General features: G+C 62.8%; 10 protein-coding genes. 9 read left to right on the forward strand and 1 reads right to left on the reverse strand.

The genetic code is table 11. The annotated features are described in order from the left end of the window. The first annotated feature begins 10 nt into the window (after window positions 1–10). The gene (locus tag ABF859_RS12695) at window positions 11–283 is read left to right on the forward strand and encodes a hypothetical protein (RefSeq protein WP_415528104.1); all 273 of its coding nucleotides are present in this window, start codon (window positions 11–13) and stop codon (window positions 281–283) included. Continuing rightward, window positions 280–813, forward strand: a complete 534-nt coding sequence (locus tag ABF859_RS12700; protein ID WP_346006240.1) for a hypothetical protein — start codon at window positions 280–282, stop codon at window positions 811–813. Before ABF859_RS12695 ends, ABF859_RS12700 begins: the two co-directional genes overlap by 4 nt. On the opposite strand, the gene ABF859_RS12705 is transcribed toward ABF859_RS12700, so the two are convergent. Then, on the reverse strand, window positions 795–1,313 hold the full coding sequence (locus ABF859_RS12705) for a hypothetical protein (RefSeq protein ID WP_346006241.1): 519 nt from the start codon (window positions 1,311–1,313) through the stop codon (window positions 795–797). The genes ABF859_RS12700 and ABF859_RS12705 overlap by 19 nt on opposite strands. A 281-nt stretch (window positions 1,314–1,594) precedes the next feature. Between ABF859_RS12705 and ABF859_RS12710 the strand changes: the two genes are divergently transcribed. The 7 genes from ABF859_RS12710 to ABF859_RS12740 all read left to right on the forward strand — a co-directional run bounded on the left by ABF859_RS12710 (window position 1,595) and on the right by ABF859_RS12740 (window position 6,254). Beyond that, entirely contained in the window at window positions 1,595–1,834 is a 240-nt protein-coding gene (locus tag ABF859_RS12710) for a hypothetical protein (protein WP_062106941.1), read from the forward strand. Window positions 1,835–1,926: 92 nt separating this feature from the next. After that, window positions 1,927–2,172 (forward strand): hypothetical protein, encoded by a 246-nt coding sequence (locus ABF859_RS12715; protein WP_203549326.1) that lies wholly within the window; start codon window positions 1,927–1,929, stop codon window positions 2,170–2,172. Window positions 2,173–2,252: 80 nt separating this feature from the next. Beyond that, window positions 2,253–3,080, forward strand: coding sequence for a DNA/RNA non-specific endonuclease (locus ABF859_RS12720; protein WP_415528105.1), 828 nt, complete (start codon window positions 2,253–2,255; stop codon window positions 3,078–3,080). Beyond that, window positions 3,077–3,343, forward strand: coding sequence for a hypothetical protein (locus tag ABF859_RS12725; protein ID WP_203549324.1), 267 nt, complete (start codon window positions 3,077–3,079; stop codon window positions 3,341–3,343). Before ABF859_RS12720 ends, ABF859_RS12725 begins: the two co-directional genes overlap by 4 nt. Window positions 3,344–3,777: 434 nt before the next feature. Then, a complete protein-coding gene (locus ABF859_RS12730; RefSeq protein ID WP_346006243.1) occupies window positions 3,778–4,743 on the forward strand; it encodes a DUF3991 and toprim domain-containing protein in 966 nt (321 codons plus the stop codon). Between the two features lie 10 nt (window positions 4,744–4,753). Further along, window positions 4,754–5,437, forward strand: coding sequence for a hypothetical protein (locus ABF859_RS12735; protein ID WP_346006244.1), 684 nt, complete (start codon window positions 4,754–4,756; stop codon window positions 5,435–5,437). Next, window positions 5,430–6,254: an ATP-dependent helicase gene (locus ABF859_RS12740; protein ID WP_346006245.1), complete on the forward strand. Its 825-nt coding sequence runs from the start codon at window positions 5,430–5,432 to the stop codon at window positions 6,252–6,254. Before ABF859_RS12735 ends, ABF859_RS12740 begins: the two co-directional genes overlap by 8 nt. The last annotated feature ends 96 nt before the right edge of the window (window positions 6,255–6,350 follow it).

A 6,350-nucleotide genomic window follows, 5' to 3' on the forward strand; every position in this document is an offset into this window, starting at 1 on the left:
CCGGCCGTCCTTGAAATCTTTCAGGAGAAAAGACATGTCCGATGCTACGCCTGACACGGTGTCTCCGGGGCCGGTGTCCCGCGATCAGATCTGGGCCTCGGCCGTTGCCGTGGCCGCTGACAGCGTGGAGCAGCTGCGGCGCTGCGACGTTGACCGCGTCGTCTCCCTTGTCGACGCGGCGGATCGCACCGCGCTGACGGGCTGGCTGATCGCGCGGCGGCCCGATCTGGCCGGTGCTGTCGCGGAGGCGCTCTCCGCGCTCGCGCAGGAGGCTTACGCATGAGCCTGCTCCTCCCGCACCTGCGGCGCGTCCGCATTGAGGCCGAGGGCCTGACGGCCACCCAGTGGAGCTCACCGCAGGACAAGGCGAAACTGGCCAATGCAATCCTCGCCTTTGTTGCGAAAGGATTGCCGGAGGAGGGGTTCAGCAAGGCGCTGTACCAGCGCGTCAGCCAGATGTGGGGGTTTATCGCCTGCTTTAACCGGAACGGCTTTGCGGGCCGGTATTTCAGCTCGACGCAGGGGCGTCTCGCCTTCGTCGATCAGATCATCGCGTGTGGCGGGATCGGCGATCCCGCCTGGACCTGGTCAGACGTGGAAAGCCGGATCGCGGTTCTTCTGGTCGAGCATCAGGTGCTGGACCTGTACCGCGCTGAACTGCGGCGGGAGACTGTCCGAGGCGAACAGGCGCTGTTGCGCAGATTGCTCGACCGTCACGGCGTGCCGGCTGATCATGCAGGCCGCATCTCAGTGGCTCCGGCGTTGTCTGCGACCCTGTCCCGGCAGCAGCCTGTTCAGATGGGTCTGCTGTGACCCGTTGCGCTGTCCGTGGCGGCGCAGGAGTCCGGATCGTCGATCAGTCCCTGAACGACCTCCCATCCGCCCAGAATATTCTGGGCCGTCTCCCAGGCGACGATCTCGGCGCGCAGCGCCTGCGCAAGATCGTCATAGATGCCATCGCGCTGCGGATCTTCGATCTCGCGCCGCTCCGCCTGTTCCGTGAGGGACCGTGCGTCGGAAACCCGGGCCAGTGCCCGACCGACCAGAAGCGTCAGCCAGTCAGACGCCATGCGCTGACGACCCTCCCGCGTGTCGGGCAAGGGCGTGGCTCCGAAAATCTGTCGCGCCCTCTCGCGTCCGAACGCGCGGAGGCGCTCAACCTGTCGGGGCGGTGTCACGGCCCGGATTTCGGCAAGCGACCGCAACTGCGTCTCGGGCAGGATTGCGTCGGTGAGCGCGTCCAGGGTCGGCGCACGACGCCGCTCCTGCGGAAAGCGGATCACCGTGGCGGTCTGATCTGTCTGTGCACTCATCGGTGTCCTCCTGTCGTTGTGCGGCAAGCGTAAAGCGCGCCACAAACAAAAGTCAACAAAAACAATGAGATACCGGTCTCGATCAGTCCTCACGCAAACCTCTGAGGGCAGAAAAGAGACGCGCGGGAAAGAGAAAGAGGAGGGAGGGAAGGGGCTCTCATGGGGCAGGCGTCGCAGCAAGGGTGCGTCGCTCCGCTCCCGGCGCACAGCGCCGCCCTTGCCACGCCGCCCGCCCCACGAGGCTGCCGATCGGGAACGACATAAACCGAGAGAGGCAGAGCATGTCCAAGCGCAGGAAAACAGATCTGACAGCGGCCCGTAAAAAGGCAGAGGTCTTTGGGCCGGATACGGTTCTCTTTGCAGATCTTGAACTCGGAGAAGCCTTCCGCATGGCTGGGGCAGAACTGGGAGCCGTGTATCGAAAGGTTCGCCGCAACCACTACATGCACGACGGAAAGCGATGCCTTGCGAGCGACGGTCGGGCCGTCAAGCGCGCTTCCCTGCCAGGGACGGAAGACTGAGACCACTCTCCCGATCCTCTCCTTCCTCCACTGACATCAGGGCCGCAGCGCGGCCCGCATCCGGTCAATAAACACAAGAAAGGAACCGCATCGTGCAGGTCCAGACCATCACAGCTCCGTCCAGTCTCCTTCCCGTGCTTGAGGCGCCCGTCTTTCATCGCGCCGTCTCGGCAGGCCAGACCATTGGCCGCGCACGGCGCTTTTACGCGGAAGCCGATCATCTGGCTGATGACGCGGATGACGATCGTCTTGGGGCGGCGTTGCGCGCCGCACTCCGTCGTGATGCCAGCGCTGCCCATCGTTCGGCGCGCCGTACTCTGCTGAGTGTCTCCCATTGACAGCCGCGAGCCTGCACTCACAACAGGCCGTGTCATCCTGGCATGCGCAACACAGGCGTCCGGGAGGAAAGGGAATGGCGATGCGACATCACAGAGCGGGGCTTGCCCTGAGCGCCCTGTTCTGGGCATCCGCAAGCCAGGCGGCACCGGCTGGGTGTGCCGACTTCGGCGGAGACGGCCAGCTTCCGGTCGTGACAAAGGAAGCTCTGGGGCAGCAGACCGTCCTTCTGTGCAATGACGCCTTTGCTGTCCTGCACTCGGGACTCAGTCATGGCCCTTTGTGGACGGCAGAGCACCTGACCGAGGAAGACCTGGAACGCAGCATGCAGATCGGCCGGGTTGTCCGGTTCTTTCACGCTGATCAGCGTCTGTCTTTCGAGGACCGGGCCGAGCTGAGCGATTACCGCGCGTCGGATTATGACCGCGGCCATATGGCCTGTTCGGGCGATGAGCCAAGCCGTCGTGCCCAAGAGCAGAGCTTTGCGCTGTCCAATGTTGTCCCCCAGACCCCGGAACTGAATGAAGGCATCTGGACGGGTGTGGAAATGGCCGTGCGCGGGCTCGCACGGCGCGAGGGCGAGCTTTATGTCGTGACTGGTCCTGTCTTCAGCTCCCCGAGGAAGACAATCGGCTGGCATCGGATCTCCGTGCCGTGGGCGACCTGGAAGGCCGTTTATGATCCTGCCGAAGATGCAGCGGGGGCGTATTTCTGCCTGAACAATACCCGGCCCACCTGTACGATCATCAGCATCGGCGCCCTGACGCAGGCCACGGGTGTTGATCCGTTCCCGTCGTTGCCAGACGACATCCGGCAGACGGCCATGGCCCTGCCTCATCCCCGGCAAAGCCCCTATGCTGTCAGGACTCAGGCCGACCCGGAACGGGCCACTGCGGAGGGCAGGCCATGACTTTCTTTCCATTTGAAGAAGGGAGCGCGCGCCTGCAGATCGATGATCTGGCGATCGAAAATGGCGCAGAGTGCATTGCCGTGTCCGGGCGCCTTGAAATCCGAAGGGACAGGATCGGTCTGCAGGACATTCATGCGTTGAAGGCGCACATCGACGCCATTGCCCGCGAGCTTGAAGGATCGGCCCATCTGCCGGACCGCGCGCGGGGCGCTCGACCGGGCGGCGTGATGCCCGCTCCCATTGCGGATCGGGACTGTGCCTGAAGGTGTAGGAGCGTCTGGCGGGGAAGGTCTGGAGTGCCACAAGCCTCACTCCGGACAAGAAGACCTTCCACCCCAGCTTCCTCCGCGCCCTTCGGTTGCTCCGTGCAGCCGGGTCCCCTGAGAAGGCATCCTGTCCTGCGCTGCGTTTGTGACGGACCTGAAAGTGTCGAGACGAAAGGCGTCGCTGCGCTTGCTTTCGCCCCTTTTGCCTCCGGCACGGGTCGAACGAAAGGCTTGTTTAAGTATTCGTTAAGTTTGTGGCGACGATGTTTGTATATGGGAAAGTCACGGCAAATAACAACCGAGAAAACCGCAGTAAACAGCCGTTTTTCCTTGCAATACTTACGGATTTTTCCTAAATTAAACCCAGATCACAGGGGCGTTGAGGCCGGTTCTGACCGTTGCGCCGTCCCGAAACGAAAAGGATGACGATCATGGCACGCTTTGAGCCGTTCAGACTGTCTGACAACGACCGGACCGACATCGTCAAAGGCGTTTCCTGTGCCCTGCTGCTTGAACGCCATGGCTATCGTCTCGACAAGCCCGAAAGCACGCGCAACGCTCTGAAATACCGGGCAGGCAAGGGCGAGACAATCATCGTCAACCATGAAGGCCGCGGCTGGTGGGATACGGGATCGGACGAAAAGGGGGATGTGTTTTCTCTCATCCAGCGCCTGACGCCCGGTCTGAAGTTTCATGAGGCCTGCCGTGAGCTGGGTCAGCTGGTCGGGATTGAACCGAAAGGGGCAGAATACGTCCGCGAGCGTCAGGCCAGGACGCCAGACGTTGCCCCGGCCGAGCGCTGGCAGGCCAAGAAGGAGCTCAAATCCGGCACGAAGGTCTGGGCTTATCTCACCGAGGAGCGCTGCCTTCCGGAATGGGTTCTGCGTCGGGCCATCATGACCGGCTGCATCCGGGATGGCTATCACGCCGCCTGGTTCTGCCACCGCGATGCCAAGGGGACCATCTGTGGTGCGGAACTGCGCGGTCCGGACACGCATATCTGCCTGTCGGGTACGGTCAAAACGCTGTTCCGGTTCCAGCCCGGCCTTGGCCGCACGGTCCGTCGCCTGGTGGTGAGTGAATCCGCCATTGATGCCCTGTCCTATGCCGCTCTCGACAGCGAACGCACGCGCGAAACCCTGTACTGCTCGACCGCAGGTGGCATGGGGCCGGAGACGGTCGAAGCCCTCACGGCCGAACTGGCTGAAATGGCAAAAGATCCGGCAGCCGTTCTGGTGGCCGCAACCGATAATGATGACGCCGGCAACCGCTATGCCGCGCGCCTGGCAGAGCTGGGCCGTGAAGCCGGTGTCCGTGTGATCCGCCGTATTCCCCACGGGGGCTGCAAAGATTTCAACGACGCCCTGAAGACTGTTGTGGCCGCCCGCGCCGCCTGAGGAGAGACTGATGACGAATGACAAGGCACGACGGGAAATGGAGGCTCTGTTTCCCGGCCACGAAAAAAATGACGCGCTGAGAGCGGCCTTTCTGGCGCACCCGGATGCGGACCACTATCTGCGCCTGATGCCAGACCTCGGATGTCGCATCCCCTGGGCTCTGGTGGAATACGGTCCTGAGATGGAGCGGGGTCAGGGTCTCGTGGTTGGTGGACGCTGGAGTGCGGCAGGCTGGGATCTGTCCGGACGCATCGTCCTGTTTGTTCAGTCTCCGACCGGAAGCAGTGGGTTCCTGACCTGCCAGGCGGGGGAGCAGCAGCTTGTCCTGATTGGCACCGTTCCCGGAAGCACGCGTCATCCTGACCGTCCGGATGCCGTGACACTTCTGGGACATGTCGCAGAACTGACCGCCGCCTGGCATGCCGATGCCGAGACAACCCGCGTGTGGCATACCTGGGCCCTGCTGCACAATCAGCCGCCCTTCCCGCAGACCTACGCCGAGATCGCGTTCGGCGGGGACGTGCTGCGCGGTCTCGTGGTCGGGGGGACGGTTCTTGCGGACGGGACATGGGACTTCGGGCAGGAGTTTGACCTGATGGTGGAGCCGGACGTCATCCTCAGCCTTGATGGCTGCCGTGCGACGCGGTGCGAGGTTCTTCATGGCACCCGGGAGCAGGGACGTGGTCGTGGATAATCATCTCTCCGGACTGACCCCTTCCCAGGCAGACGCCGCGCGTCAGACAGGGCCGGTTGTTGTTCTGGCGGGTGCCGGGACCGGCAAGACCAAGACACTTGTGGCCGGTATTGTCGACCGTGTCGTCAAACGCCGGATGTCGCCCGATCGCATTCTGGCCGTGACCTTTACCAACAAGGCGGCCGGGGAGATGAAGACGCGGATCGCGGCGGCCCTGAACATCGCGCAGGCCCCGTACTGGGTGGGCACCTTCCATGCGCACGGACGCCGTCAGCTGCGGACCGATCCCGACATTGCCGGGCTGCGTCCGGGGTTCGACGTCTGTGACAGCGAAGACAGCACGAAGATCGTGCGCAGGCTTCTGGAAAAGGCGATTGAAGCAGGCGTCATGACTGCCGATGACGGAGAGACGTTTCGCAAGCGTGTGAAGTCCGTCAGCTCGCGCATCGCCATGCTCAAGGAAAACATGGTGCTTCCCCCGGATGCCGTGGCCTGGGTCGAGGGACGGATTGCGACGGATGCCATCACCGAAGGCGATGACATCATGGTCTGGCGGGATGCGGCCGTGCTCTATCCTGCCTATCAGGCGATGCTGCGCGAAAGCAATCGCGCGGATTTTGCAGACCTGCTGCTGTGGCCTACCGTGACCATGCTCCGCGACGAACGCTACAGACGGGACTGGGCGGACCGGTTTGACTGCGTGCTGGCCGATGAGTTCCAGGACGTCAACCGGCTCCAGTTTCTCTGGCTGAAATGCCTGTCCAAAGACCACAGCGAGCTCTTCGTTGTCGGCGACGATGCGCAGTCGATTTTATAAGTTAATTGGAATGCATTGATTTAGAGTGATGCCGTAGCAGAAAGAAAGGGTGTGTCATGCCCGTTCCAGACTGGTCACGTTATCCGCAGGTTTCCG

The organism is Gluconobacter sp. (assembly GCF_047722525.1).
Lineage (GTDB): Bacteria > Pseudomonadota > Alphaproteobacteria > Acetobacterales > Acetobacteraceae > Gluconobacter.